Source organism: Bacillus sp. FSL K6-1284 (assembly GCF_038002625.1).
GTDB classification, from domain to species: domain Bacteria; phylum Bacillota; class Bacilli; order Bacillales; family Bacillaceae; genus Bacillus; species Bacillus paralicheniformis.
In genome coordinates this window covers 1,372,502-1,398,004 of the sequence record NZ_JBBOCW010000001.1, presented here as the reverse complement: position 1 = coordinate 1,398,004, position 25,503 = coordinate 1,372,502, and the positions used below count along the sequence as shown (strand labels likewise).

Here is a 25,503-nt window from a genome sequence, read left to right as displayed (position 1 = left end):
GATTTTTAACAACATGATTCCTTTATGTTTCAGACGTCCTCTTTCCTGCTCTTGACGCTGGTTCAAGCTGGAATTATTTTTCAGTATAAGATGTTTTTTCAACATGAAGGTTTTGTGTTTATGAGAAGAGAAATTCGGGGAAACGAATCAATAGACGTAAATTATTTTCCTAAACATATAACCCCAGTCGCTTTTATGTCGTTATATATTAGAAAACAGCGGAGGAAAATTTTTCTCGCAAATCTCTTGTAATCCATCTGTAATTATTGTAACATTTGTAACATAAGAGATATATTTAAGGAGAGAGGAACATGAAAAAGTTAATCGTTTGTTTATTAGCTGTTTTACTCATCTTACCTGCCGGAGCATCTCTCGCAGCGAAAAACCAAACATCAGGGAATTTAACAAATAAACAAGTCATGCAAATGACTTTGCAGGCACGGGAGCACTTTTGGAATACGATGAGCGGCCACAATCCAAAAGCGAAAAACTCAACTTGCCAAACCAAAACATTTGAATACCGCGGTCTTCCATATACGTATATGTGCAGTGAATTCAGCACAAAAGCAAAGTTAACAGATTACTTGGCACCGGTTTTCACAAAAGACGCCATTAAAAAAGGATTTGAAAAATACAACATTATGTCTTATAAAGGAAAAATGGCCGTTCCTGTCGGCGATGGGGACAACCTCTTAGGATGGGACAAAGCAACAATCAAACTGATTTCTCAAAAAAACAATACCCGCACCTATGAATTTTCCGTACCGGCATTGGATGGATCAGTGACTGCGAAAAGAAAGATCACGTTTGTGAAAGAAGACAACAAATGGAAAATCAATCAGCTCGATGCTGCCATCTAAACGAAAAAAGCTAATGTCTAAAAACGGACATTAGCTTTTTTCCGTCAAACGGTCAGCTCAACGATGTTGCCGTCAGGATCCAGGATGACGCTTTCATAATACCCGTCACCCGTGACGCGCGGCTTTCCGGCAACCTGGTATCCTTCCTTTTCAAAGCGGCTCGTCATCTCGTCAACCTCTTGCCGCGACCCTAAGGAAAACGCCATATGTGCATAGCCGGAAGCGTTTTCCTCTCCTTTTGCAAGGTCGGGACGTCTCATCAGCTCAAGCCGTGTTCCCGATTCAAACTGAATGAAATAGGATTCGAAATGCTTTTTCGGATTGACGTATTTTTCATTCGCCTTTCCGTGAAAAAACCGGGTATAAAAGTCTTTCATTTCCTCTAAATTGTTCGTCCATATAGCGATGTGTTCGATTTTCATAAAATCTCCCTCCCATTTCATCATACCATATAGACCCTCTGCCTTTTTTTACACCTTTTTAAATTGATAAGTATTCATAAAAATCCCGATGCAGATCATGAAGGCGCCGATCAGGATGCTGATTGTGACCGGTTCATGCAGCTGCAGCCAGCCGAATAAAAGGCCTAATACGGGAACAAACATTAAAGCCATCGATGCTTTTGACGCTTCGATTTGATTCAGGATCCAAAACCAAATGACGAACGTCAAAGCCGTAGAGAATAAACCGTTAAATAAAAGAGATAAGATCGCTTCATTTGACCAGTGAATCGGCCGGGACGGTTCCAGTATAAAAGAGAAGATCAGTAACATCACCGCCCCTGTTAGAAGCTGCCATGCATTCATATGAATCATATCTGTATCTTTAAATTTCAGTTTGCTGTATACATTGGCGATGCCCCAGCTGAGCGCTGCGATTAAAACACAAAGCTCTCCAAATATGACATTTTGATCAACATGCAGAATCCCTCCTCCTAATATAAACAAAAGACCGATCAACCCGGAAAATAAACCGAGCATTTTATACACATTGATTTTCTCGTTTAATTTAAAATGACTGATGACAGTGACAAAAATCGGCATGGTATACACCAATACAGACGTTTTTCCCGAATCGACAAACTGCATGCCGTAAGTTAACACCCCCATATAACCTAAACCCATCAATAAACTCATCACCAGATAATGCTTGATATTCTCCTTTCCTATTGAACGCTTCCTTCCTTTGATCAAGAGAATTACAAACAAAGGAACGGCTCCAATGAACAGCCGCAGTGCCGAAAATAAAACAGGGGGAATGTCAGTGATTGCGATTTTCATCGTCACCCAGGTATACCCCCAAATAAGCGTTACAGAGATGATCCCCAACAGTACTTTAAACATAAACCGTCACCTTTCTTCTTTGTTTCATGTACAGCATATGCTATATTGGATGATAACTGAAATACATTTTTATTATCGGAGGTATAACCATTTGGTTATGAACATGAACAGCCTTCACATCTTTGTGAAAGTCGCGGAGACACTAAATATGACAGAAGCCGCCAACGAGCTGTATATTTCACAGCCGGCCGTGAGCAAAGCCATAAAAACCATGGAAACGTCGCTCGGGGTCAAATTGTTGATTCGGGATAAACAGAACAAGTTAAAGCTTACTGACGCGGGAAAGGAAATCGTCGTACTGGCCAGACAGATGATTGTGATTGAAAACAAAATATACCAAGTGGCCGATCAAGAAAATCATCTGCTCAGGGGGAAAGTCAAAGTTGGCTCGTTCCCCGCCGTCTCAGCGAATATTTTGCCGCAGACTATCGCCTCCTTCAAGTCAAAGTATCCGCTCGTACAAATCGAGCTGGTCGAAGGAACCTCCGACCAAATCAAGCAATGGGTCGAAACACGCCTGGTTGATTTAGGCATCGTCGCCTCTCCCTTTGACGGTTTCGAAAGTCAAGTATTGTTTCAAGACCGGATGGCGGCCGTCATCCCTGAGCAATATCATCACTTAAAAGACGCACCTTTCATTGATCTGAAAAAACATCAAAATGAATTGATCTTTTGCAAGGGCGGGCACGAAGTCGCGGTATCTCAAATCTTTCAAAAACACCGCCTCGAATTAAAAGAAAATCTGACTGTGCAAAACGCGGAAACATTGGTCAATATGGTCAATAACAACTTGGGGATCGGCTTGATTTCTAACTTTTCGCTTTCCTCCGTATCCCATCGGTTGATCAAAAAAGACATCTCTCCTCAAATTATCCGCGAGGTCGGCATGATTACACCCTCATTTGAAGAAGCAACACCGGCGGCTGCCGAGTTTATGAAAATGATCATCGAGTCGGAAACGGTTCGATCATTTTCGTAAACAGAAAACGCCTCAGCACCGATCAAAGGGCTGAGGCGTTTTTTAAAAAATGCTCATCAATCATGGAAATTCGTTCCGTCCGTCGTTTCTTTAACAATTCCGGCGCGGATGACGAAATCTCCGAAATGTTCTCCTTCATTGCGTTCTTTCGCATAGCGCGGAAGAATGTCGCGAAGTTCTTTTAAAATTTCTTCTTCACCGATGTTTTCCCGGTACATTTTACTTAGACGGCTGCCGTCAAAAGCGGCGCCGAGGTACATGTTGTACTTGCCAGGGGCTTTTCCGATGAAGCCGATTTCGCCGAGCGCATGGCGGGCGCAGCCGTTCGGGCATCCCGTCATGCGGATGGTAATCTCTTCATTCTTCAAGCCGTTTTCTTCAATGATTTCATCAATTTTGTCAATCAGCTTTGGCAAATATCGTTCCGCTTCGGCCATCGCCAATCCGCACGTCGGCAGTGCGACGCATGCGATCGAGCTGCGGCGGAGCGCTGTATAATGCCTGCCGTCAGTCAAACCAAACTGTTCGATCAGTTCGCTGATCTTTTTCTTCTTTTGGCTTGTGACATTGGCAATGATCAAGTTTTGATTGGCTGTGAGGCGGATATCGCCGGTATGAACTTTGGCGATCTCCCTTAAGCCGGTCATCAGCTTGTAATCATCATAATCAGTGACGCGGCCGCCCTCAACAAACATTGTAAAGTGCCATCTTCCGTTTACACCCTTTACCCAGCCGTAGCGGTCGCCGTTATGCTCGAAATGATACGGCTTTGCTTCAGCGAGGCTCCAGCCGAGGCGGTTTTCCAGCTCGTTTTTGACCGTTTCCAAGCCGAGGCGGTCAATTGTGTACTTGAAGCGGGCATTTTTGCGAACCGAGCGGTTTCCGTAGTCCCGCTGAATCGTAATCGTTTTTTCGGCGACATCATATAACTGATCAGGCTTACAGAAGCCAATGACTTTGGCAAGCTGCGGATACGTTGCTTTGTCTCCATGGGTCATGCCCATACCGCCGCCGATCGCGACGTTGAAGCCGATGAGTTTGTCATCCTCCACAATCGCGATAAACCCAAGATCCTGGGAAAATACGTCGATATCATTTGACGGCGGAACGGCGATGCCGATTTTGAATTTCCGCGGCAGATACAGCGGTCCGTACATCGGTTCGACTTCTTCCGCATCAGGCGTGCCGGCCACTTTTTCTTCATCAAGCCAGATTTCATGATACGCACGTGTGCGCGGCAGGAGGTCATCACTCAGCTTTTTCGACCATTCATACACTTCTCTGTGGATTTCTGATTGATACGGATTGGAAGCGCACATGACGTTCCGGTTAACATCCCCGCATGCTGCAATCGTATCCAGCATGGCTGAATGGATCGATTGAATCGTTTTTTTCATGTTCCATTTTAAAATGCCGTGCATCTGGAAGGTTTCCCGGGTTGTCAGCTTCAATGTGCCATTTCCGTATTTCCGGGCAAGCTCATCCATGACAAGCCACTGCTCAGGCGTTGCGACACCGCCCGGCATCCGGACGCGCAGCATGAACTGATACGCCGGCTCAAGCTTTTGCTTTTGACGCTCATTGCGGAGATCGCGGTCATCCTGCAAATAGCTGCCATGATGCTTCATCAGACGGTTGTCGTCATCGGAAATTCCGGCTGAAAGCGGCTCAAGCATCGATTCCTTCAGGGTGCCGCGCAAATAGTTGCTTTCTTTCTTAATGCGTTCTACATCACTCGGCGGGCCTTCAGGCGCTTTTAATATTTCGTTCCCCATGTTGAAAAAGTCCCCTTTCAATCAAAATCAGTATACATCGCGCTGATAACGTTTTTGCTTTTTCATTTCTGCCAGATAGGCTTCAGCTTCCTCGCGGCTTTTGCCGCCTTCTTTTTCGATAATTTCAAGCAATGCGTTCTGAACATCTTTGGCCATGTTGTTCTTGTCGCCGCAAACGTAGAAAGCCGCTCCTTCTTCAAGCCACTCAAACAGTTCTTTGCTGTGCTCAAGCATGCGGTGCTGTACATATACTTTTTCTTCCGTATCCCGCGAGAACGCGACATCCATTTTTGTCAGCACGCCGTCACTCAGCCACTTTTGCCATTCTGTCTGATATAAGAAATCGGTGACGAAATGCTGATCGCCGAAGAACATCCACGATTTCCCCGGTGCTCCGGTTTCTTCGCGCTCCTGCATAAATGACCTAAACGGCGCAACACCTGTGCCCGGACCGACCATGATAATCGGAGCCTCCGGATTTTCCGGCAGCTTAAAGTTTTTATTCGGCTGAATAAAAACAGGCAGCGTGTCGCCAGGCTGAAGGCGTTCAGCACATAAAACCGAGCAGACCCCTTTTCGGTCTCTGCCGTGCGTATTGTAGCGGACAGCGCCGATCGTCAAATGCACCTCATCCGGATTTGCAGCGAAGCTTGATGCGATCGAATAAAGACGCGGCGGAATTTTTCGAAGAATCGAAACAAAATCCTGCGGAGCTACTGCGATCGGACCGAAATCCTGAACGAAATCAATCAGGTCGCGGCCTGCGATATATGCTTTTAATTGATCCGCGTTTTCCTGAGCGACAAGCTCGCGTAGCTTTTCATTTGCAATGAGTTCTGCCGCCTGCTGAATAAATTTTTTTGTCAGCACCGTAATTTCATAGTAAGAAGTCAACGCTTCTTTCAGGGAAAGGTTTTCCCCTTGATCAACCGTGACGGTAGCATTCGGATCCCATTTCAGCTCGGCCAGCAGCATGTCGACGAGTTCCGGGTCATTTTCCGGAAAAATGCCGAGCGCATCGCCAGGTTCATAAGTCAGGCCTGAGCCTTCGAGCGATAATTCAAGGTGGCGCGTTTCTTTATTTGATCCGCGGCCGTTTAAATTCAAATTTTCCAGCACTTCCGCTCTGAACGGATTTTTTCTCGAATATACCGTTTCTCCTCCTGCTGCTTGCGGTGCTGCCGTTTGAGCAGGTGCTGAGCTTGCGCCCTGTTCCTGTCCTTCGTTTAAGCTTGAGATGACACCCTCAAGCCATGCTGCAGCCGGTTCATCATAATCGAGATCGCAATCGACGCGCGGATGGAGCCTTGTGCCCCCCAGCTCACCAAGCCGCTGATCAAACTCTTTTCCGGTCTGGCAGAAAAATTCATACGACGTGTCGCCAAGAGCCAGCACAGAATAACGGAAATCATCGAGCTTCGGAGCCCGTCTGCCATGGAGAAATTCATGGAATGACAGCGCGTTGTCCGGCGGATCCCCTTCTCCGTGCGTGCTGACGACGATGAGAAGGTTTTTTAATTTTTTCAATTGGTTCGGCTTAAAATCGCTCATTGCAGAGACGGTGACTTGAAAGCCCCGTTCTGTAAGCGTCTTAGCCGCGTTTTCAGCAAGTCCCTGTGCATTTCCTGTCTGCGACCCGAATAAAATGGTCACTTCTTTGGAAACAGGCTGGGCCGGACTTGCAGCCGGAGCTTCCGCCGGCAATGTTTCAAGCGCCGCCGCGTCATCGGCGGTTTGCACAGCCGCCAGATAACCGCTCAGCCAGGCTTTTTGTGATGCCGTCAAAGTTGGCAGAAGGCGGTTGAGGAGCTCTGCCTGCTCCTGGTTAAAAGGACTGTTCATTACCTGAAGTTGCAACGATATCCACCTCACTAAGGAATAAAAAAATTATGACTTGTTTGAAACGGAAAAGGATTACATTCATCATATATCCACTATTCCTATAAATCAAATCGGTTTTATTGACGCAAAACATCTGTCGATCACGGCTTTGCTGCAAAGAAATATTGTAAGCGCTCACTCACCACATCCCCTTTGCCGCTCGGCGTCAGCCTGCTTCAAACCAAACATTCCTAAAAAAGATTCTAATTTAAAGTTTACTGGAATACTCAACATTAGTAAAATATATATTAATTATCACAGCTATTAAAATTTTTAATAAAGGAGAGATTCGTGTGCATTATGATGCGCTGAAGACATTCGTTACCCTTGCAGAAGTCAAAAATTTCACAAAAACGGCCGAGCTTCTTCTCATGTCACAGCCGAGCGTGAGCATGCACATTAAAAATCTTGAAAAAGAGTTCCAGACGAAATTATTTGAACGCTCTCCGAAATATTTGAAAATCACGCCGACCGGTGAAATTTTATACGACCGCGCCAAACAAATGATCACCATATATGAACAAACGCGGCAGGACATTCTCGATCACCACAACTCGATCAAAGGCGAGCTGAAAATCGGTGCAAGCTTCACAATCGGCGAATACATTTTGCCATCGCTCTTGTTCGACCTTCAAAAAGAATATCCTGAGCTCGAACTCAAGGCCGTCATTGGAAACACGGAAGAAATCGTGCAGTCCGTCCGCCTGTACAAAGTGGACATCGGCTTGATCGAAGGCCAGACAAATGAAAAAGAGCTTTCTGTCCACGCCTTTATGCAGGACGAATTGTTTATCACCGCTTCAAGTAATCACCCGCTTGCCGCCAAACAGGACGTGACAATGGCCGATCTGCAAAATCAAACATGGGTAACACGCGAAGTCGGCTCAGGTACACGCGAATACTTAAACCATGTCATCCGTTCAAACGGTTTGAAAGTCAAGTCGTTTCTGACGATCAGCAGCAACCAGGGGATCAAAGAAACGCTCATGACAGGCATCGGACTGTCACTCCTGTCTGAAAGCGTCATTGAAAGAGACGTGCAGCATGGAAACCTTTCCGTGCTCCGGCTGAAAAATCAAACCTTTACCAGGACGCTTTCATATATATATTCACCCGTCATGCAAGACAAAAAAAATGTAAAAACCTTTATTAACGCTTTGAACCAAAGAACAGCTTCGGAATGATGATCCGTTCTTCCTGCCCGCTTCACGAAATGTTTGTTTTCGTTTGTCCAATGTGTGAATCATCACTGGAAACGATTGACTGCCGGCTGGAGATGCCATATCCTGGAACTATCACACAGGAAAAGAGATGATGGTTATGAAGTGGTTAAGTAAAAGTTTAGTTGCTTCATCATTACTGGCAGGTATGCTTGCTGTTTCGGGAAGTCCCATGCATGTACAAGCCCAGGAACTCTCTAAAACTGAAAGTCTCTCTTCTCACGCATCTGCACAAGGAATCTTCGCCCCTCAGGCGATCGTCATCAACAGGCCGATGAAAGTCGGACAGGAAGATCAATACGTCGGCATTTCAAACGTGTCCTACAGCGGCAGCGCCATTACCGTCAGCGTCACCTCGGACCGCGTGTACGTAAAAGCCGTCAGCCCAGGCAAAGCGACATTTTCGTATCTCAATTCATTGGGACAGCTGGTCATCAACAATATTACGGTCACCCGATAACACTTAAATCCGCGGGAGAAATCTGCTTCCCGCGGATGTTTGATCAGCTCCAACATTCACCGCGTCTATATAAAAACACCAATTACATAGAATTGGTGTTTTTGCTATCAACGTATTTGATGATCTTTGCCGGATTTCCGCCGACGATGGCATTGTCCGGGACATCTTTTGTCACGACGGCTCCGGAAGCTATCACTGCATTTTCGCCGACCTTGACGCCGGGATTGATGACCGCTCTGCCGCCAATCCAGACGTTCCGTCCGATGATGACAGGTATCCCGTACTCCGCACCGCTTATCCTTTCGAACGGATCATGCGGATGGGTCGCCGTATAAATATGAACGCCCGGTCCGAGCATACAATGATCGCCTATCCGGATTTCGCATACATCGAGGAAAACACAGTCAAAATTGGCGAAGAAATTTTCCCCGACATGTATATTAAAACCGTAATCACAGCGAAACACCGGTTCGATGTGGAGCGTTTCCCCTGTTGAACCAAACAGCTCTTTGATCAGCTTGGTCCTTTTATTGTCGTCGATTTCGTTCGAATGGTTGAATTCATTCGTAATGTTGCGCGCCTTGAGTCTGTCATGGCACAGCACCGGATCAGAAGCAAGATAAAGCTCTCCGTCCAGCATTTTTTGCTTTTCTGTTTTCATTGGTTTTTTAGTCTCCTTAACTGCATTTTGATATTGGCTACATCAATTGCAACACGAGATTGAACACTTTTACAATAAAGTAGACATTGATGAGCAGCAAAAGCAAGATAACAGCCTTCCGCTTCTCATGTTTAATTTCATAAACGAATTTCCACATAAAAAAGATTGCTAAAAATACGATTAAAATACTATCAACACTTTTAAGTATCAGATCCATCCAATTCCTGCTCCCTTTTGACTTCTATATAAGACAATATTTTCATAACGCGCGGCGTACTGCAAGACTCTTTCCCAGTTCTCAAAAAAAAATCGAAAAACTGTTGACGAACCCATCTAATCTGCATATAATAGAACTTGTCAGCAAAACAAATACCCAGTGTTACATATCATGATTCCGTAGCTCAGCTGGGAGAGCGCTACCTTGACAGGGTAGAGGTCGCTGGTTCGAGCCCAGTCGGAATCATACCGAATCGAAACGGCAGGAAAACGTTGATTTTCAACGGAGTTCCTGCCGTTTTTGCGTTTGATTTTTTCCATTCTTACCTCTCATACTCTGTATGTCTTCATTCAACAAAAAACAGTCGCTGATCGAAAGAGTTATGGTAAAATATTCTTTGTACAAAGTTCGGGCTCACTCAAGGGAAGTTGGCTCATCCCCTATGAAAGGGGGTGATGCTTATGACAGCATACGAAACAATCTCGTTAATGATTGCTTTCGGCATGTTAATTGCCGTGTTGTCGAAGAAAGAAAAATAGACTTCCCTTGAGCCCTGGTAAAGTTCAAAGGGAAGTCTATATTTAAAATGACTGAGCCAAGCCCTTGTTGGGCCGCTTTGTACACTCGACTCGACTGTTGGCGCAGTCGGGTCTTTTTTATTTTATGCATTTCTTTTTAAAAAATACACCTGAACGTTTGAGCGATACGTTGATAACGCACCTGTGGTCTTTTTATGATTTTGACAGTCTATCTTCAAATTCATATTACCAATTTCAACCCACTAAATCAACTAATAGTGTCATTCACCTCTCGGGATAAATGAAAATATTCGAGGGTAAACCGTGCTTCTTCTTCCAATGCTTTTGAACAACCACATTATTTTTTCATAATTCACAATATCCAAAATAATCCAAAGTAAGTCGGATTAATCACCTCCAACTCGTTAACATTCAGACGAAAAAATGACTTTTGTTTGATTGTTTTTTAAATATGGATATTTTCTAGGTTTTACACTTTATTTCAGGACTACAAAACAAGTCCTTTGTCTGATTGAGAGAGACCGAACCCCTGCTAAAATAAAGTGCGTGTTGTTGGGAAATATTTCTCAAAGGGAGGACCGATTGTTAAAGGACATCGAGATTTGAAAGGAGAACAACTGTGGCTAAGACGATTATTTCTGGTTTTATTTTATTTTTTCTGCTTATTTTTTCGGGAGCTGAGCCAACATCAGCGGCTTTTTGGGATACAAAAGGAGACAACGTTATTCATGATCCTTCCATGATTAAAGAAGGAAATACATGGTATACATTCGGCACGGGTATCGGCAATGGAATCCGCGTCATCAAATCGACGGACGGAAAAACGTGGAGCCCAGCGCCAAGTATTTTTACAACTCCATTATCATGGTGGAAAAAGTTCGTGCCAAACCATGAAAAAAACCAATGGGCGCCTGATATCAGCTATTACAATGGTCGCTATTGGCTTTATTATGCGGTATCCGCGTTCGGCTCCAATACTTCGGCGATCGGACTGGCTTCAACAGACCGGATCTCTTCCGGAAATTGGCGCGACGACGGGCTTGTCACCCGGACGACGACCTCGAACAATTATAATGCGATCGACCCTGAGTTAGTCATTGATAAAGAAGGAAATCCGTGGCTGTCCTTCGGCTCGTTTTGGAGCGGCATCAAGCTGACAAAGCTTGATAAAAAAACGATGAAACCTACAGGGAAGGTTTATTCGATCGCATCAAGGCCGAGCCATGGCGGAGCGGTTGAAGCGCCGTCTATCACATATAAAAACGGCTACTATTATTTATTCGTTTCGTTCGATAAATGCTGTCAAGGTGTGAACAGCACGTATAAAATCGCTTACGGCCGCTCGACAAAAATCACGGGACCTTACTATGACAAAAGCGGCAAGAAAATGACGGAAGGCGGAGGCACAATCCTCGACTCCGGAAACGACCAATGGAAGGGCCCGGGCGGTGCAGATATCGTGAACGGCAACATCATCGTCAGACATGGTTATGATGCGCTTGACAATGGAGCGCCTAAGCTGCTGATTAATGATTTATACTGGGATTCCAAAGGATGGCCGAGGTATTAGTTTTTAAACCGAGCAGATATTTTTCTGCTCGGTTTTTTCTGTTGTTTTAGCAGTCCAGTTTTGCAAGAACTCCATCCAAAAAAGCAAAAAAAATTTAATCCGCCATATCTTCAAAGTACCGATCATTTTGATCAACTTTTTTGATAAATCCCTCTATAGAGTCAGCTATTTTTTTATCAAAAAAGAATACCGATGACTTATCGGTATCATTTAAATCAAGCGTTAAATATACACCTTCATTTACCTCATAAAAAACAAGCCTGTCTTCATCTTCATATATATCATCTAAATCAGGGTCAAATTCGTAAATATCTTCCCTTAAAGTGATATCTGCGATAGTAGCGGGATCTAAAAATCTGTTTATTGCACTTTTATTCCCTCTTATAAACCCGTACCCAATTTCTAAATAAAATTCTCTGAGTTCTTTAGGAAATCGGAAACCAAGTCTATCTTCCGCTTTTATTAGATCGTTTTCTTTTAACTCATAAAACTCATGATGACTATTTTTTATAAAATTAAATTTGTTCAGCCTCATGAACCTCCTTATAGATGGCATCGGAAATTCAGCCAGGCTGATATCCCCACAACTTCGAACGATTAATTTTCTTCATGACAAACAACGTTCATACCTTGCTGCTTGATTCCACTATCCGCACCGCTTCTTCCTCTGCGCCATTTTGATAAATAATCAAGCGGGTGACCACACCATCCTCCAAAATAAATTCCACTTCAACAGACAATGACCTGAGGAAAAAGCGCGTTTCCGAGGCTGGAAATAATTCAAAACGGATCTGTCCGGTGATTTGCATATAAAGCCGTTCTTTATCAACTGTCACATCAGCGGCGGTGCCATCCTGAAGTGAATAACTTCCGACATATCTTTTGTAAATGGCCGGATCGATCTCTTTTTTCTTTTTATCGGCAGGGCGATCAGGGATTTTGTAGGCCTTGTCAAACAGGATATTTTCAACGGCTTCAAAGATGGCCTGTTCATATTCATCATCCTGTTCCACATTGCTCAAATAAATGAAGGTTTTTCGTTGATCGATATATCGGATCATTACGGTTGAATAGCCTGGCCAGCCGCCGCTGTGACCGACAATTCGCCCTGTTTCAGGACTGTCCCGAAGCACCCATCCACACCCGTAATCTACAGACTCTCCGTTTTTCAGAGACGCGGGAGTAAAAGCAAGCTCTTTTGAGACTTGATTGATCAAACAATCTGTATATAAGGCCTGGTCAAACAAATATAAGTCATGAATGGTTGAGTTTACGGTTCCGTCCCCCTGAATCCCGTCAAGATAGGAGACATATTTTGTTTCTTCAACATCATCAGGCAGAACGTACTGTTCTGTATGCACGTCATACACATATCCATACGCATAGTTCTCAATGGTTTCAGGTTGAAGCCTTCTGTTATACACCCTTGAGTTCCGCATTTCCACCGGTTCAAAAATACTTTTTTTCATATATTCGGCAAAACTCAGACCGGATGCCTTTTCAATAATAACTGCAAGCAGCACATATCCCGTATTGCTGTACATCCAATATTCACCCGGGGCAAAATAGCGTTGCGGCTGATGATTCATCAGCATATCAACGATATCTTGATTAACAGCAATCTTGTTATAATCCCAATGTTGTAAAAACCACTCCATATAATCGGGCAGACCCGACGTATGTGTCAACAAATCGTGAATCGTTATGCCCTGATAAGGAAATCCGGTTATCCACCGTTCTACGGGATCCTCAATATTCAATACCCCTCGCTGTGCTAATTGAAGGATGCCCAAAGCAGTGAACGGCTTGGATAGCGATGCTAATTCAAATAAGGAATCCTCCTGCAATAAACGCTTATCTGCCAAGTTTGCATAACCGAAGGCGCCTTGAAAAAGAATGTCTCCGTCTTCAGCGACTAATACCGCCGCGTTGATCTGCTTTTTTTCATTTAACACACTAAACAGGTTAACAAGTTGTTCTCTTTTTTTCTGTTTCACTTTTCCACCTCCCTTTCTTTATACGCATATGGAAATAAGAGGTTTCAACAAAAAAAAGACAAGAATGGCACCTTTCTACAATTCTAATAAGTTTCTGAACATCCTTTTCAAGTCATTCATTGATCTACGATGCGAGCCACTAGATCCTGCGCAAATGAATGTCAAATCGATTTTTGATATCGGCGAAAAAATGTTGCAAACAGCAATAAAACGTTGCTCAAAAGACTTGCCGCCCCTAACCAGACGAGCCATTCCGCCTTTGTCCCCCAGGAATATCCAATGATGATCAGAGCAATGCAGCTTGAGAAAAAGGGTCCTGTCCTGTCTAATTTTGTGCCGCGGCGAATGGTTTCCTTTGTCTTCAGGAATTTATCTTTTGCATGATAGAGCTTCTCCTTTCCTTTGATTTTAAAAGTTGTTGCTTTTACATAAAGATTATTTTTCATCATTTTCTCCTCCGTAGCGGCGTTTCTCAAATTCTCCGAGAATCTTTTCTGTATCTAATGAATTTCCTACGCCAAGCTGAATGTTTGCATTCTCCTCAAAACCGTCTTGTTCTTCACCGTCAAAACGGTAAAGCTTTTGCAGCAGCCGCCAAAATGTCGCAACCTCTTCGGCTGTAAACTGCTGAAACAAGTCGGCCAAGAAATAGACGGACCTTTCGGAACAATCCACCAGCGCTTTCTTTCCTTCAGCGGTCATTTCAATATTAATAGAGCGTTTGTCTTTTTGATTTGGCACTGATTTAACATAGCCTTTTTTGATCAGACCTGTCATCAGCTTGTTGGCGGTCTGTTTGGTTGTGCCAAGCTTTTTGGAGATATTCGTAAGCGTGGCAGTTTCAGTCGGCAAATGCGCGATGGCGATGAGTGCCATGTGTTGCCTTGAAGTTACTATTTCCATGTATTCGTCACCTCGGGTTTGCACCTTATTGACAACTGAAAACAATGTCGCATAGCTTTGCTGCATCAAATGTAATTCGTTGATTAAGCTGTTGGTATCCATTTGTTCTCTCCTTTGAATATAGTCAATATGCTGACGAATATAAAATACTCTTTCTCGTTAATTTTGTCAACATGGTGACTATTTTTTCGTGATTGATCAATTGGACATTCCGTTTTACACTATTTAATTATCTGATAATTAAAAATATAGGATGAGAATAGGGGGAATATAATGAATTCTTCACTCATTTCAGCGGATGATGCATGGATGCTTTGGGGGTTTATTGCGGTGTGGGCGGCGGTGAGTATTTATTTGGAGCAGCGGTATCGCTGGGCTGCGGCAGTATCGGGGGCTGTACTGGCGCTGGGCGGATCGATGCTGTTTACGAATGCGGGGATTCTACCGGCCGAGTCGCCCGTCTATGATGCGGTGTGGTCCTATGTTGTTCCGCTTGCGATACCTTTGCTACTTTTTCAAATCAATGTGCGGAAGATCCTGAAAGAAAGCGGCAGGCTTTTGATGATCTTTTGCATCAGCGCCCTGGGCACTGCTGCCGGAAGCGTGATTGCTTTTTTTCTGTTTAAGCAGCAGATTCCGCACCTTGACCAAATCGGCGGGATGATCAGTGCCTCTTATATCGGCGGAGGCGTGAATTTTGCGGCGATGGCCGCGAAGTTCTCAACTCCCGGTGAATATGTATCATCGACGGTGGTTGCGGATAATTTTATGATGGCTCTTCTTTTTTTCATTTTAATGGGGATACCGGCGCTTAAATGGTTTCAAAAGCGCTTTGGCGTTCCTGAAGAGACGGCCGGCAGCAAAAATCAGGCGGAAGCCTATTGGAAAAGAAAAGAGATGTCCTTGCAGGACATTGCTTTAAACAGCGGAACCGCCTTCGCGATCGTTGCTGTGTCTGTAAAAACAGCGGCCTTTTTCAAAGAGCGTTTTTCTTCTGACGGCGGGTTTCAGTTTCTTGCCTTTATCTTGGGTGACCAGTTCCTGCTGCTGACGACGCTGACAATTTTGCTGACGATCGCCTTTCCCCGCTATTTTGAACGGCTGCGCGGCACACAGGAAATCGGGACTTATTTGATTTACTTATTCTTTGTGGTGATCGGCATTCCGGCAGACTTGCGGATCATTCTCATGAACGCACCGCTCCTTTTGGCATTTGTGTTTGTGGTTGCCATGTCCAACCTGCTCGTAACGCTTGCCGCAGGAAAGCTGTTGCGTTTTCGGCTCGAGGAAATTCTCTTGGCCTGCAACGCATCTGTCGGCGGTCCGACAACAGCGGCGGCGATGGCGATCGCCAAAGGCTGGCAGAGCCTCGTCGCTCCGGCTATGCTGGTCGGGACGTTCGGATATCTGATCGGCAATTATGTCGGCACCCTCTTGGGCACATGGTTTTCTACCCTGGTTTAAACGCAAAAAAAGCCGCAGATTCCCTGAAGAGTCTGCGGTTTCTTTTATGATCGGGCGAACGCTCCGGATACGGCTTCCAATGCACGGGCAAAATCGGCCTGCAAATCATCGGCATGTTCCACACCGACGCTCAGCCGCAGAAGGCCGTCGGTAATCCCCCGTTTTTCCCGCTCTTCTTTCGGCATAGCGGCGTGTGACATTTTTGCCGGATAGGAAAGGATCGACTCCACAGCGCCGAGACTGACGGCAAAGACCGGAAGAGAAACGCGTTCCACAATCTTTTTCACGGCTTCTGCATTCTCCAGCTCGAACGAAAGGACGGCGCCGGCGCCATACGACTGGTGCCTGTGAACTGACGCACCCGGATGCGAAGACAGCCCCGGATAATACACTTGTTTGACGGCCGGATGCTTTTCAAAAAATTCAGCGAGCTGCTGAGCTGTTCGAGATGCTTTTTCAAGCCGGACCTGCAGTGTTTTCAGCCCTCTCAGCACAAGCCAGCAGTCTTGGACGCCGAGAACAGCGCCGAACGAATTTTGCAGCTTATAAAGTTCTTCCCCGAGTTTTTTGTCTTTCACAACGGCAAGTCCTGATAATACGTCGCTGTGTCCGCTTAAAAACTTCGTCGCGCTGTGTAGCACAACATCGACGCCGAGCTCGAGCGGCCGCTGCAGCGCCGGGGTCATAAACGTGTTGTCAAGAAACGTCAGACAGCCGTGCGCCTTGGCAAGCTTGACGACGCCTCTGATATCCGTAATGCCGAGCGTCGGATTTGACGGTGTTTCAAGGTAGATGACTTTTGTATTTTCCTTTATGTTTAAAGCAATTTCATTTAAATCCGTCATATCGACGAAAGTATGTTCAATCCCGAAGCGGCTCAGCACTTCCGTAATCATCCGGTAAGTGCCGCCGTACACATCTTTTGTGACAAGCACGTGATCGCCCTTTGACAAAAGCAGAAAGGAGGTGGAAATCGCGGCCATTCCGGATGAAAAAGCAAATCCCCTCGTCCCTCCCTCAAGCTCGGCTATCGTGTCTTCAAGCGCCGTTCTTGTCGGTGTTCCTGACCGGCTGTAGTCATATTCGCCGAATTTGTCAAAAGAACCTTGATGAAAGGTTGAGGCGTGCTGGATCGGCACGCTGACGGCTCCGGTTGCTCCGTCCGTTTTATTTTGGTTATGAACAAGCCTTGTTTCAAGCGTCCAGTTTTCATGACTCATGCGGAACCGCCTCCCCTTTTACTTTTTCCAGCGCAGCTTTTAGATCCTGCTTTAAATCGGAGACGTGTTCGATTCCGACTGAAAAGCGCAGAAGTCTGTTGCAGACGCCGTTTGCAATTCGGATGTCTTCCGGGATATCCATATGGGTCTGTGTCGCCGGATAGGTGATGAAGCTTTCGACTCCGCCGAGGCTTTCGGCGAAACAGATCGTCTTGAGATTTTTCAGCAACGGATTAACCCATTCTTCTTTTTGAACGCGGAATGACAGCATGCCGCCTTTTCCCGGATAAAGAACATCTGCAATTTCCTCCTGCTCTTCCAAAAAGGCCGCAAGTTCCCGCGCGTTTTCCTGATGCTGTCTCATCCTGAGAGCGAGCGTCTTCATCCCTCTCATTAAGAGCCATGAATCGAACGGCGATAAAACCGCGCCGATGGCGTTTTGGTGCTGGAACATTTCCTCGGACAGCTCTTCGCCTTTTGCAACGACAAGCCCCGCCAAAAGATCGTTATGACCGCCCAAATACTTCGTCGCGCTGTGAATGACAAGATCAGCGCCGAGCTCAATCGGCTTTTGCAGAACCGGTGTATAGAACGTATTGTCGACAATGAGCAGCAAGTCGTGCTCTTTAGCGATTTGCGCGATTTTTTGAATATCAGCTTCCTGCATGAGCGGATTTGTCGGCGTTTCTACAAACAGTGCCTTTGTATTGTTCGTGATTTTCGACTTGATACAGTCTTCGTCTGAAAAATCGTCGTAGAAAAAACGAAGTCCGTATTTCTTCCATTCGTTTTCAAAAAGGCGGTACGTTCCCCCATATAAATCGGACGAAACGATGAGCTCATCCCCGCTTTGAAACAGAGCCATGATCGTCTGAATGGCAGCCATACCGGAACTGAACGCAAAGCCGCGCGTTCCCCCTTCGAGTTTCGCGATTGCATCTTCAACAAGCTGTCTTGTCGGATTTTTTGTGCGAATGTAATCAAACCCTGTGGATTCCCCGATCCCTTTGTGCCTGTACGCAGAAGAGAAATAAACGGGAGGATTGACAGTTCCCGTTATTTCATCACTGCGGTTGCCGATTTGCGCCAGCGTTGTTTGTACATGTTCAGTCATATGACACCATCCTTTTAAAAATAAAAAACCCCTTCTTCATAAGAAGAAGGGGGATTATGCGCTTCTTCTTATCTTCCAAGCATCTGCTTGCTGGATTTAGCACCTTGGTACACTGACATCGTCAGTGCAGACCGGTTGCTGAGGTTTCAAAGGGCCAGTCCCTCCACCTCTCGTGATAAGAATCTCTTCAATTTTCTGATTGTTCTTTACTTTAACCTAAGTCAAGACATTTTTCAAGGGTCATTTTTAAATCTTTCCTCATATTGAACATGGTATGATGAAACCAAACGACGGAACCGGAGGAATCAGATGCCAAAAACAGAGCGATTAATCGAATTGATGATGACCGTTCATACAAAACGAAAATTTACGGCCGGGGAGCTCGCAGCAGAATTCGGGGTTTCCTACCGCACGATTCTCCGCGATCTGGACGAGCTGAGCGCGCTCGGCGTCCCGATCTATTCTGAAACAGGCGCGAACGGAGGCTATTATTTGCTGAATGAACCTGTGCTTCCGCCGCTCTTTTTTACACAATCAGAGGCGGCGGCTATGTTTTTCGCGTATCAATCTCTGCAGTTTTTCGGATCGCTTCCCTTTGATGCGGAAACGCGGATGGTTTTAAAAAAGTTCTACCGCCACCTTCCCGCGGAAACACAGGAGCGGATTGATGCGATGAAAGACAGAATCGTGTTCTGGAATCCGCATCGTCCAAAAGCCGCCGAACATTTAGAAACGCTTCTTGACGCAGCCATCAATCAATCCGTTTTGACGGTCGTTTATGACGGAACAGACGATTGCGTGGAGAGATCCATCCAGCCCATCGGCTTGTTCAGCTGGAACGGCTTCTGGTACTGTCCGGCCTATTGCTTTAAAAGGCAGGCGTTCAGACTGTTTCGCGCCGACCGCATCCTTCGGGCGGAAAAAGCGGCCAGCCCGCTGGCCCGCCAGCTTCCCTATCCATCGGTTCTCAGCTGGATCAAACATTCGGAGAGCGAGTGCTCTGAACCGGTGCGGCTGCGAGCGGAACTGACACGCAGAGGAGCCAGGCGGGCTGCGGCTGATGTGGACTTATTCAAGATCCTCACCATGCGGGATGACGGGACGGGGGCGATCGATGCAAACCTCCCCAGACCAGAACTTGAGTATTTCGGGGAACTTTTGTGGAACCTCGGCACTGAGGCAACTGTCAAAGAACCCGCAGAAATCAAGCTTCAGCTGAAACGGAAGGCTGCTGACATTTTAGCAAGGTACGACTGACTTTTTTTTAGAATCGTGACAAAGCCTGTCAGGATTAGGTGATACTTTTAGAATAAAGCAAAATGGAAAGGATGAAGCAAATGAAGCAAGTTCAAGCCCTGCGGAGCGATTTGTTCCACGAGATGGAGACGGGCATCCGCTCCACGTGTCATCTTCTGAAAAAAGTGAAGGAATCTGACTGGTCTTACCGGCCCGCCGACCGCATGCGAAGCCTGAAAGAACTGGCAAGCCATCTGACGGCCATCCCAGAAGCCGACATGGCTATCATGCAGGAAAAGGAAGAGGCCGCCATCTCCCGAATTGAAAAGAAGTATAGTGCATTGCAGTCGGCTGACCAAATGGCTGAAGCTATGCAGAAAGGATTCGCCGCTTTTCAAACGTATATGACTTCCCTCTCCGACGAGGAATTTTTGACGAAAAAAACAAAGCCGTTTTACCTTGATGAAGGGATGACCCAAAGCCGCTGGCTGACGGAAACGCTCACCCACTTCTTCCATCACAGGGCCCAGCTGTTTAATTATTTAAAACAGCTCGGCTATGACGTCAACATGTTCGATCTGTATCTTTAAAAGGTGTTCATATGAAGCTGCCTCTGACAAAAAAAGAACGGTCAAACTTAAGGACAGCCAAGGTAAAAATAAAAAACACGGCATATATGGATCTGTCCGTCCTTGCACATACGCTCGGTTCGTCTTTGGAGCGCGCCGCATACATCAAGGCGCTCGCCCAGTTTCAAACCGCTCCTTCAATCGGGCCGAAAATGGCGCAGTGCGCCGTTGACCTGGGCTACTATTCCCTTGGCGACATCAAGCATGAATCAGGTGCGGATTTGATCATCCGCCTCGAAAAACTGAAAGGCTACTGGGAAGATCCTTGTGCAGAAGATGCGCTGCGATGCATCGTCCATTACGCCAACGATCCCGAAAGCGCTAAAAGCTGGTGGGATTTCACAGAGGAAAGAAAAATGTACCGCGAACGCTGCGGATACCCTCCGGATAGACCGTCAACGCCCTGGTACGAAAAAAAACGGACATAAAAAATCACGGCTGCCGAACAGTTCGGCAGCCCTTTTCGCTTCTTTCACAAGAGAATTTCGTGTTAAAATGAATGGAAACGTTCACAAACATTATTTCTGGAGGAATTCATCTTGGCTATGAAAACAGGAGTCATTCAGGAGAAGAAGCTTTTTTCGGAAGAGCTCGGCGAGGAAATGGAGCTTCTCGTCTATTTGCCGTCATCCTTCTCGCCGCTTTACAAATATCATGTGATCATCGCACAGGATGGACATGACTATTTCCGCCTCGGGCGCATCAGCAGACAGGTGGAAGAACTGCTGGCGAACGGCGAAATCGAAAGAAGCATCATCATCGGCATTCCGTACAAAAACGTACAGGAAAGAAGGCTTACATACCATCCGGAAGGGTCAAAATTCGAAGCGTATAAACGTTTTTTGGCAAATGAACTCGTCCCTTTCGCCGACAGTGAGTACCCGACATACCAAGTCGGATCAGGCAGGACGCTGATCGGAGACTCGCTCGGAGGAACGGTTTCCCTCATGACGGCGCTTGACTATCCGAATATGTTCGGAAACGTCATTATGCAGTCACCTTATGTCGACCGCCATGTTCTCGATAAAGTGAAACAGTCCGATTCCCTGCAGCTTATTTCAATTTGCCACCAAATCGGAGAGAAAGAAACCGCCGTCAAAACGACTGATGATCAAATTTTGGATTTCACCGGTCCAAATGAGCAATTAAAAGAATTGCTTGAAGAAAAGCAGACAAACTACGATTTCAAAGCTTTCGACGGGGATCACAAGTGGACATACTGGCAGCCGCTCATCACCCCCGCTTTAAAAAAAATGCTGTAGCTCTCTGTATATCGGCCCATCTTTGATATACTAAACCATATCAATTGTTTAAGGAGGGAACAAAATGAAATACGGTATTGTGCTATTTCCATCAAAAAAACTTCAGGACATTGCAAATTCCTACCGAAAACGCTATGACCCGAATTACGCTTTAATTCCGCCCCACCTTACATTAAGAACACCTTTTGAAGTGTCCGAAGACGAGATCGCGAGCGTCGTAGGACACCTGAGGGAACTTTCAAAAGAGCTGAAACCGGTCACGCTGAAGATTACAAAATTCAGTTCCTTTGCCCCTGTCAATAATGTCATCTACATGAAAGCCGAACCGACAGAAGAATTGACGCAGCTTCATGAAAAAATGTACAGCGGCGTTTTGGAAGACAAACCCGAATATGCGTTTGTTCCCCATGTCACAGTCGCACAAAAGCTGTCAGATGATGAGCATTCCGACGTCCTCGGCACGCTGAAAATGAGAGACACGTCGCACGAAGAAGTCATCGACCGCTTTCACCTGCTTTACCAATTGGACAACGGATCTTGGACCGTCTATGAAACTTTTATTTTAGGAGCGTGAAGAAAGCCAGTGGAAGCCGTCATTGTGAAGAATCAACAACAGCTTGAAGACGCCTTCTTTGTTAGAAAGGAAGTCTTTATCAAGGAGCAGCACGTATCACCGGAAGAAGAAATGGATCATCTCGATCAGGAATCTTCACATCTCGTCATCTATGACGGAAAAGAGCCGATCGGCGCTGGCCGGCTACGGCTTGTCGACGGCTATGGCAAACTTGAACGAATCTGTGTACTGAAAAGCCACCGCTCCCTCGGCATCGGCAACCTGATCATTCAGGCGCTTGAAGAGGAAGCCGCCAAGCAAGGCGCGGTTCAATTCATGCTGAACGCGCAGACACAGGCTGTTCCCTTTTACGAAAAACACGGCTATAAAGTCGTGTCTGAAGAATTTTTAGATGCGAATATCCCCCATGTCAAAATGGTCAAAAAGTAACCGTTCCGCTTTTTAAGCGGAACGGTTTTTCTTTTCCTCAGAAAACATTTCATAGTTTGTTCATCTTTTGTTTATCGTTTATTCAACATTGTCTATTAAAGTTGTTTCTAAGCTTTTACGAAGCCCTACACAAAATAGACGGGAGGTAAACAGCCGAATGCCGTTATGAACAAAAAAAACATCACCACACTCGCCCGTTTCGGGATAGTCGGAGCCGGAAACACACTCGTTGATTTCGCCGTGTTTTTCATCCTTACGTCCCTCCGCGTACCCTATCTGGCCGCACAGCTGTTTTCCTATTCGGCAGGCGTAGCAAACAGCTATATCTGGAATCGGACATGGACGTTTCAAGTAAAGGAAAAAGCACATGGCGCGGAAATCGTCCGGTTTATCATAATCAATCTTGCAGCAGCGGGCGCTACATTTGTCCTTCTGTATATTTTTCAAAAAGCCGGCCTTTCCCTTTTTGTCAGCAAAATGTCCGCAACAGTCGCAGGAATGGCGATCAACTTTATCGGAAACAGGCTTTGGGTGTTTCAAAAACCCGGAACAGATTCATAAAAAAGACCAGGAGTGAATAACCATGAAAGTAAAAAAAGCAGTCATCCCAGCAGCCGGTTTGGGTACAAGGTTTTTGCCGGCAACAAAAGCGCAGCCGAAAGAAATGCTGCCGATTGTCGATAAACCGGCTATACAATATATCGTGGAAGAAGCTGTTCAATCAGGAATAGAAGACATCCTTATCATTACAGGAAGAAATAAGCGTTCGATTGAAGACCATTTTGACCGCTCTATCGAACTGGAGCAAAACCTGTTCGCCAAAGGAAAAAATGATGTGTTAAAAGAGATACGCGACATCGCCGATATGGCGAATATTCATTATATCCGGCAAAAGGAGCCCCTCGGTCTCGGACATGCGGTGTTATCGGCCAAGCATTTCATCGGTGATGAGCCGTTTGCCGTCCTTCTCGGCGACGACATCATGGTGTCAGAAACGCCGGCGCTTCGGCAGCTGCTCGAAGTATTTGAAGAATATCAGACAGAAGTAATCGGCGTTCAGCCAGTCGATCCGGCGGACGTGAGCAAATACGGCATTATTCAGACGTCCGCGCAAAAGAACAAAATATATCAAATTGACGATCTTGTGGAAAAGCCGTCTGTCAAAGAAGCCCCTTCAAATATCGCGGTTATGGGCCGCTATGTGCTGAGGCCTTCGATTTTCCCTGTGCTCGAACAAACGAAGCGCGGTGCGGGAAATGAAATTCAGCTGACTGACGCACTAAGGGAAATCTGCCGGGAACAAAGCATGTATGCGCGCAAATTGGAAGGAAGCCGCTTTGATATCGGCGACAAGCTGGGCAGTTTTAAAGCGAGTACGGAAATCGCTCTTATGCGGGACGAGATGCGGCCAAAACTGCTCGCCTACCTGGAAAGCGTCCTAAAAAAAGAAGCGCAGAAAGGAGCATGGCAATGACATCCGTACTCGTTACAGGAGGAGCCGGATACATCGGCAGCCACACCGTACTCGAATTAACAAAGCAAAACCGCTCCGTCGTCGTGCTTGACAATTTATCTACCGGACACAGGGAAGCCGTCAGCGGGATCAGCTTTTACGAAGGCGACATCGGTGATGCGGCACTTGTCAAAGCCATCATCAAACATCATGATGTCGATGCTGTCATCCATTTCGCCGCCAAAAGCCTTGTGTCCGAATCGATCGAAAAGCCTGAGCTCTACTTTAGGGAAAACACGCTCAAGTCTTGTGCATTCTTCGAAACGGTCATCAAGGAAGGCGTCAAAAACATCGTCTTTTCGTCGACCGCCGCCGTATATGGCATCCCGGAGAACGTCCCGATCAAAGAGACAGCCCCCCTCTCCCCTGTCAATCCTTACGGGGAATCGAAGCTGATGATCGAAAAATACTTGCACTGGGTCGGGAAAACGCACGGTGTCAAATGGGCAGCCCTCCGCTACTTCAACGCGGCCGGCGCCGCTTTAAACGGAGCGATCGGCGAGGATCACGATCCTGAAAGCCATCTCATTCCCCTCGTCCTGCAGACGGCTTTGGGACAGCGAAAGCAGCTGTCCATTTTCGGAGATGATTACCCGACGCCGGACGGAACATGCATCAGGGATTATATTCACGTCCTCGATCTGGCTTCCGCCCACCTGGCGGCTCTTGACAGGTTATATGAAGACAGACTGAAGCAAAATGTTTATAATGTAGGGACAGGAGCCGGACATTCCGTAAAAGAAATCATTGAAACCGCGGAAAACATGACAGAGCGAAGCATTGCAGCAAAAACGGACGAGCGCAGAGCGGGGGATCCGCCAGTGCTTGTGGCGGACAGCCGGACACTGATGGAAGATACCGGATGGAAGCCGCAATACAGCGATTTACAAACCATCATTCAAAGCGCGTGGCAATGGCACAGGGCGCATCCGGACGGTTTTTGAGATTCGCTTGTTTCCCGCGCGGGCGGCAGGGAAACATCCCGGCGGCTGCTCCAACGTTCGGCTGATGAAATCAAAAGCAGGGAGAAAAAACGAAAATGGGAAGCATAGTGAATGATATTTTAATGTGGCTGACCGATCTTGGCTATTTCGGCATTGCAATCGGTTTAATGATCGAAATCATCCCGAGTGAAATCGTACTGGCCTACGGCGGATACTTGGTGTCAAGCGGCTCTATTACGATGACAGGGGCCGTGATCGCCGGCGTCATCGGGGGAACGATTGCTCAATTGTTTTTATACTGGATCGGCTATTACGGCGGAAGGCCGTTTTTATACAAATACGGAAAGTACTTATTGATCCAAAAGCATCACATTCAAACGGCCGAAAAATGGTTTGAGAAATACGGCGGAGGCGTTGTCTTTTCCGCCCGCTTCATTCCCGTGGTCAGGCACGCCATCTCCATTCCGGCAGGAATTGCGAAAATGCCGATTTTAAAATTCACAGGTCTGACCGTGCTGGCCATCATACCGTGGTCGATATTATTCGTCTACCTCGGCATACAGCTCGGCAGCCGGTGGGACCATGTTGAAAATGTGGCGAGAACGTACACGACTCCGATTATGATCGGAGCGGCCGCTATGATTATTCTGTATTTCGGACTCAAAAAACTGCGCAAAAAATAACGAAAACCCCGGTATAAAAGCCGGGGTTTG

The 25,503-nt window shown here is 46.2% G+C and carries 29 protein-coding genes, 1 tRNA gene and 1 riboswitch; of the genes, 18 read left to right on the top strand and 12 right to left on the bottom strand.

Features of this window, described 5'->3' with window-relative positions; translation table 11 throughout:
- Positions 1-311: 311 nt before the first annotated feature.
- Positions 312-860 carry an IseA DL-endopeptidase inhibitor family protein gene (locus MHB72_RS07130; RefSeq protein WP_023856702.1) on the top strand — a complete coding sequence of 183 codons (549 nt, stop codon included), beginning with the start codon at positions 312-314 and terminating at the stop codon, positions 858-860.
- Between the two features lie 44 nt (positions 861-904).
- Here MHB72_RS07130 and MHB72_RS07125 read toward each other — a convergent pair whose 3' ends face one another.
- Positions 905-1,282, bottom strand: a complete 378-nt coding sequence (locus MHB72_RS07125) for a VOC family protein (protein WP_023856701.1) — start codon at positions 1,280-1,282, stop codon at positions 905-907.
- A gap of 48 nt (positions 1,283-1,330) precedes the next feature.
- Positions 1,331-2,203 carry a DMT family transporter gene (locus MHB72_RS07120; RefSeq protein ID WP_023856700.1) on the bottom strand — a complete coding sequence of 291 codons (873 nt, stop codon included), beginning with the start codon at positions 2,201-2,203 and terminating at the stop codon, positions 1,331-1,333.
- A 91-nt stretch (positions 2,204-2,294) separates the two neighbouring features.
- Here MHB72_RS07120 and MHB72_RS07115 point away from each other — a divergent pair, with 91 nt between their 5' ends.
- A complete protein-coding gene (locus MHB72_RS07115) occupies positions 2,295-3,182 on the top strand; it encodes a LysR family transcriptional regulator (RefSeq protein WP_195257790.1) in 888 nt (295 codons plus the stop codon).
- 56 nt (positions 3,183-3,238) lie between these two features.
- Here MHB72_RS07115 and cysI read toward each other — a convergent pair whose 3' ends face one another.
- Together cysI and MHB72_RS07105 are read right to left on the bottom strand one after the other, a co-directional pair.
- On the bottom strand, positions 3,239-4,957 hold the full coding sequence (gene cysI, locus MHB72_RS07110; RefSeq protein ID WP_020450993.1) for an assimilatory sulfite reductase (NADPH) hemoprotein subunit: 1,719 nt from the start codon (positions 4,955-4,957) through the stop codon (positions 3,239-3,241).
- Positions 4,958-4,984: 27 nt separating this feature from the next.
- Positions 4,985-6,814 (bottom strand): assimilatory sulfite reductase (NADPH) flavoprotein subunit, encoded by a 1,830-nt coding sequence (locus MHB72_RS07105; protein WP_216920325.1) that lies wholly within the window; start codon positions 6,812-6,814, stop codon positions 4,985-4,987.
- 317 nt (positions 6,815-7,131) lie between these two features.
- Here MHB72_RS07105 and MHB72_RS07100 point away from each other — a divergent pair, with 317 nt between their 5' ends.
- Positions 7,132-8,022, top strand: coding sequence for a LysR family transcriptional regulator (locus MHB72_RS07100; RefSeq protein WP_216920323.1), 891 nt, complete (start codon positions 7,132-7,134; stop codon positions 8,020-8,022).
- A 136-nt stretch (positions 8,023-8,158) separates the two neighbouring features.
- Positions 8,159-8,518: a hypothetical protein gene (locus MHB72_RS07095; protein ID WP_023856697.1), complete on the top strand. Its 360-nt coding sequence runs from the start codon at positions 8,159-8,161 to the stop codon at positions 8,516-8,518.
- Positions 8,519-8,600: 82 nt separating this feature from the next.
- Here MHB72_RS07095 and MHB72_RS07090 read toward each other — a convergent pair whose 3' ends face one another.
- Both MHB72_RS07090 and MHB72_RS07085 read right to left on the bottom strand, forming a co-directional pair.
- A complete protein-coding gene (locus MHB72_RS07090) occupies positions 8,601-9,179 on the bottom strand; it encodes a maltose acetyltransferase domain-containing protein (RefSeq protein ID WP_340902056.1) in 579 nt (192 codons plus the stop codon).
- 37 nt (positions 9,180-9,216) lie between these two features.
- Positions 9,217-9,396 carry a hypothetical protein gene (locus MHB72_RS07085; protein WP_011197793.1) on the bottom strand — a complete coding sequence of 60 codons (180 nt, stop codon included), beginning with the start codon at positions 9,394-9,396 and terminating at the stop codon, positions 9,217-9,219.
- Positions 9,397-9,569: 173 nt separating this feature from the next.
- Here MHB72_RS07085 and MHB72_RS07080 point away from each other — a divergent pair.
- The 3 genes from MHB72_RS07080 (at position 9,570) to MHB72_RS07070 (ending at position 11,505) form a co-directional block, all read left to right on the top strand.
- A tRNA-Val gene (locus MHB72_RS07080) sits at positions 9,570-9,642 on the top strand.
- Positions 9,643-9,851: 209 nt separating this feature from the next.
- Positions 9,852-9,935 carry a putative holin-like toxin gene (locus MHB72_RS07075; protein ID WP_033155145.1) on the top strand — a complete coding sequence of 28 codons (84 nt, stop codon included), beginning with the start codon at positions 9,852-9,854 and terminating at the stop codon, positions 9,933-9,935.
- A 619-nt stretch (positions 9,936-10,554) separates the two neighbouring features.
- The gene (locus MHB72_RS07070) at positions 10,555-11,505 is read left to right on the top strand and encodes a glycoside hydrolase family 43 protein (RefSeq protein ID WP_020450979.1); all 951 of its coding nucleotides are present in this window, start codon (positions 10,555-10,557) and stop codon (positions 11,503-11,505) included.
- A gap of 94 nt (positions 11,506-11,599) precedes the next feature.
- Here the strand turns inward: MHB72_RS07070 and MHB72_RS07065 are convergent, their stop codons facing one another.
- The 4 genes from MHB72_RS07065 to MHB72_RS07050 form a co-directional block, all read right to left on the bottom strand.
- Positions 11,600-12,034 carry an SMI1/KNR4 family protein gene (locus tag MHB72_RS07065; RefSeq protein ID WP_216920819.1) on the bottom strand — a complete coding sequence of 145 codons (435 nt, stop codon included), beginning with the start codon at positions 12,032-12,034 and terminating at the stop codon, positions 11,600-11,602.
- 94 nt (positions 12,035-12,128) lie between these two features.
- Positions 12,129-13,502, bottom strand: coding sequence for a serine hydrolase (locus MHB72_RS07060; protein ID WP_216920321.1), 1,374 nt, complete (start codon positions 13,500-13,502; stop codon positions 12,129-12,131).
- Between the two features lie 161 nt (positions 13,503-13,663).
- Positions 13,664-13,948 carry a hypothetical protein gene (locus MHB72_RS07055; protein WP_216920320.1) on the bottom strand — a complete coding sequence of 95 codons (285 nt, stop codon included), beginning with the start codon at positions 13,946-13,948 and terminating at the stop codon, positions 13,664-13,666.
- Complete coding sequence (locus MHB72_RS07050; protein ID WP_195536183.1) at positions 13,938-14,507, bottom strand: MarR family winged helix-turn-helix transcriptional regulator; 570 nt, start codon at positions 14,505-14,507, stop codon at positions 13,938-13,940. Before MHB72_RS07050 ends, MHB72_RS07055 begins: the two co-directional genes overlap by 11 nt.
- Before the next feature lie 171 nt (positions 14,508-14,678).
- Here MHB72_RS07050 and MHB72_RS07045 point away from each other — a divergent pair, with 171 nt between their 5' ends.
- Entirely contained in the window at positions 14,679-15,869 is a 1,191-nt protein-coding gene (locus MHB72_RS07045; RefSeq protein ID WP_195257796.1) for a DUF819 family protein, read from the top strand.
- A 44-nt stretch (positions 15,870-15,913) separates the two neighbouring features.
- On the opposite strand, the gene metC is transcribed toward MHB72_RS07045, so the two are convergent.
- Positions 15,914-17,089: a cystathionine beta-lyase gene (gene metC, locus MHB72_RS07040; protein WP_101560724.1), complete on the bottom strand. Its 1,176-nt coding sequence runs from the start codon at positions 17,087-17,089 to the stop codon at positions 15,914-15,916.
- The gene (locus MHB72_RS07035; protein WP_003180736.1) at positions 17,079-18,203 is read right to left on the bottom strand and encodes a methionine biosynthesis PLP-dependent protein; all 1,125 of its coding nucleotides are present in this window, start codon (positions 18,201-18,203) and stop codon (positions 17,079-17,081) included. The genes metC and MHB72_RS07035 overlap by 11 nt, the downstream gene beginning before the upstream one ends.
- Positions 18,204-18,268: 65 nt before the next feature.
- A riboswitch (SAM riboswitch) is annotated at positions 18,269-18,385 on the bottom strand.
- 127 nt (positions 18,386-18,512) lie between these two features.
- On the opposite strand from MHB72_RS07035, the gene MHB72_RS07030 reads away from it, so the two are divergent.
- From MHB72_RS07030 to MHB72_RS06985, 10 genes are all read left to right on the top strand, one after another.
- Positions 18,513-19,460, top strand: a complete 948-nt coding sequence (locus MHB72_RS07030; RefSeq protein WP_216920319.1) for a helix-turn-helix transcriptional regulator — start codon at positions 18,513-18,515, stop codon at positions 19,458-19,460.
- 80 nt (positions 19,461-19,540) lie between these two features.
- Positions 19,541-20,029 (top strand): DinB family protein, encoded by a 489-nt coding sequence (locus tag MHB72_RS07025; protein ID WP_023856682.1) that lies wholly within the window; start codon positions 19,541-19,543, stop codon positions 20,027-20,029.
- Between the two features lie 11 nt (positions 20,030-20,040).
- On the top strand, positions 20,041-20,496 hold the full coding sequence (locus tag MHB72_RS07020) for a helix-hairpin-helix domain-containing protein (protein ID WP_003180732.1): 456 nt from the start codon (positions 20,041-20,043) through the stop codon (positions 20,494-20,496).
- A gap of 111 nt (positions 20,497-20,607) precedes the next feature.
- Positions 20,608-21,330, top strand: coding sequence for an esterase family protein (locus tag MHB72_RS07015; RefSeq protein WP_003180731.1), 723 nt, complete (start codon positions 20,608-20,610; stop codon positions 21,328-21,330).
- Between the two features lie 64 nt (positions 21,331-21,394).
- On the top strand, positions 21,395-21,904 hold the full coding sequence (locus tag MHB72_RS07010; protein WP_216920318.1) for a YjcG family protein: 510 nt from the start codon (positions 21,395-21,397) through the stop codon (positions 21,902-21,904).
- Positions 21,905-21,913: 9 nt separating this feature from the next.
- Entirely contained in the window at positions 21,914-22,333 is a 420-nt protein-coding gene (locus MHB72_RS07005) for a GNAT family N-acetyltransferase (RefSeq protein WP_003180726.1), read from the top strand.
- A gap of 165 nt (positions 22,334-22,498) precedes the next feature.
- Positions 22,499-22,894, top strand: coding sequence for a GtrA family protein (locus tag MHB72_RS07000; protein WP_020450971.1), 396 nt, complete (start codon positions 22,499-22,501; stop codon positions 22,892-22,894).
- Between the two features lie 16 nt (positions 22,895-22,910).
- A complete protein-coding gene (gene galU, locus MHB72_RS06995) occupies positions 22,911-23,807 on the top strand; it encodes a UTP--glucose-1-phosphate uridylyltransferase GalU (RefSeq protein WP_216920816.1) in 897 nt (298 codons plus the stop codon).
- Positions 23,804-24,790, top strand: a complete 987-nt coding sequence (gene galE, locus MHB72_RS06990) for a UDP-glucose 4-epimerase GalE (protein WP_023856677.1) — start codon at positions 23,804-23,806, stop codon at positions 24,788-24,790. Before galU ends, galE begins: the two co-directional genes overlap by 4 nt.
- 95 nt (positions 24,791-24,885) lie before the next feature.
- A complete protein-coding gene (locus MHB72_RS06985) occupies positions 24,886-25,473 on the top strand; it encodes a DedA family protein (RefSeq protein WP_020450968.1) in 588 nt (195 codons plus the stop codon).
- The last annotated feature ends 30 nt before the right edge of the window (positions 25,474-25,503 follow it).

Bases quoted from the DNA above. Each gene is read 5' to 3' on its own strand.
- MHB72_RS06985 (WP_020450968.1), top strand. From the start codon at position 24,886: ATGGGAAGCATAGTGAATGATATTTTAATGTGGCTGACCGATCTTGGC.
- MHB72_RS07025 (WP_023856682.1), top strand. From the start codon at position 19,541: ATGAAGCAAGTTCAAGCCCTGCGGAGCGATTTGTTCCACGAGATGGAG.
- MHB72_RS07075 (WP_033155145.1), top strand. From the start codon at position 9,852: ATGCTTATGACAGCATACGAAACAATCTCGTTAATGATTGCTTTCGGC.
- MHB72_RS07050 (WP_195536183.1), bottom strand. From the start codon at position 14,507: ATGGATACCAACAGCTTAATCAACGAATTACATTTGATGCAGCAAAGC.
- MHB72_RS07055 (WP_216920320.1), bottom strand. From the start codon at position 13,948: ATGAAAAATAATCTTTATGTAAAAGCAACAACTTTTAAAATCAAAGGA.
- MHB72_RS07095 (WP_023856697.1), top strand. From the start codon at position 8,159: ATGAAGTGGTTAAGTAAAAGTTTAGTTGCTTCATCATTACTGGCAGGT.
- galE (WP_023856677.1), top strand. From the start codon at position 23,804: ATGACATCCGTACTCGTTACAGGAGGAGCCGGATACATCGGCAGCCAC.
- metC (WP_101560724.1), bottom strand. From the start codon at position 17,089: ATGAGTCATGAAAACTGGACGCTTGAAACAAGGCTTGTTCATAACCAA.
- MHB72_RS07000 (WP_020450971.1), top strand. From the start codon at position 22,499: ATGAACAAAAAAAACATCACCACACTCGCCCGTTTCGGGATAGTCGGA.
- MHB72_RS07125 (WP_023856701.1), bottom strand. From the start codon at position 1,282: ATGAAAATCGAACACATCGCTATATGGACGAACAATTTAGAGGAAATG.
- cysI (WP_020450993.1), bottom strand. From the start codon at position 4,957: ATGGGGAACGAAATATTAAAAGCGCCTGAAGGCCCGCCGAGTGATGTA.
- MHB72_RS07035 (WP_003180736.1), bottom strand. From the start codon at position 18,203: ATGACTGAACATGTACAAACAACGCTGGCGCAAATCGGCAACCGCAGT.
- MHB72_RS07120 (WP_023856700.1), bottom strand. From the start codon at position 2,203: ATGTTTAAAGTACTGTTGGGGATCATCTCTGTAACGCTTATTTGGGGG.
- MHB72_RS07030 (WP_216920319.1), top strand. From the start codon at position 18,513: ATGCCAAAAACAGAGCGATTAATCGAATTGATGATGACCGTTCATACA.
- MHB72_RS07130 (WP_023856702.1), top strand. From the start codon at position 312: ATGAAAAAGTTAATCGTTTGTTTATTAGCTGTTTTACTCATCTTACCT.
- MHB72_RS07085 (WP_011197793.1), bottom strand. From the start codon at position 9,396: ATGGATCTGATACTTAAAAGTGTTGATAGTATTTTAATCGTATTTTTA.
- MHB72_RS07045 (WP_195257796.1), top strand. From the start codon at position 14,679: ATGAATTCTTCACTCATTTCAGCGGATGATGCATGGATGCTTTGGGGG.
- MHB72_RS07010 (WP_216920318.1), top strand. From the start codon at position 21,395: ATGAAATACGGTATTGTGCTATTTCCATCAAAAAAACTTCAGGACATT.
- MHB72_RS07020 (WP_003180732.1), top strand. From the start codon at position 20,041: ATGAAGCTGCCTCTGACAAAAAAAGAACGGTCAAACTTAAGGACAGCC.
- MHB72_RS07090 (WP_340902056.1), bottom strand. From the start codon at position 9,179: ATGAAAACAGAAAAGCAAAAAATGCTGGACGGAGAGCTTTATCTTGCT.